The organism is Stenotrophomonas sp. STEN013 (assembly GCF_056760355.1).
The window spans coordinates 1-543 of sequence record NZ_JBRREO010000015.1; the positions used below are offsets into that span (position 1 = coordinate 1).

General features: G+C 50.5%; 1 rRNA gene. It reads right to left on the reverse strand.

What is annotated here, in order from left to right:
* Positions 1 to 243: 243 nt before the first annotated feature.
* Positions 244 to 358, reverse strand: a 5S ribosomal RNA gene (gene rrf / locus ACVOMH_RS15415).
* Between the last annotated feature and the right edge of the window lie 185 nt (positions 359 to 543).

Consider the following 543-nt stretch of genomic DNA (forward strand, 5'->3'; position numbering starts at 1 on the left):
CGACTTTTTTGCCTCGTCAACACCTTTTTTCGAGGCGGTTGATTCAGCGGCTTCTGCGTAAGGCCCGAGGGCTTTTCGTTGAAGCAAGCCGCACATTATGCGCAGGCTTTTCATACTTGTCAACAACTTGCGACGTAGACTTCAAGTTTTCCTCGAAGCTGTTGATGTAAGCAACATCAAAAACATGGTGCTTGCAAAAAAAGCAAATCCCCGCTGCGTATGCAGCGGGGATTTTAGTAAAGACCCTGGCGATGACCTACTCTCGCAAGGCTTAAGCCTCACTACCATCGGCGCAGCTACGTTTCACTTCCGAGTTCGGGATGGGATCGGGTGGTTCCATAGCGCTAATTTCACCAGGGAGACGGTTGGAGCGTCGCCGGCTTTTTATTCGAGCAACCGGGAGTGATCCCTTGGTTACTTGAGCAAAAAGCACATAAAGGCGCTCAGTCTCACGTTTGGTCTTGTGACGTAGCGTGCACTTGGATCTATCGACATGTCATGTCGGCCAAGGCAACTTGAGGTTATATGGTCAAGCCACACGGA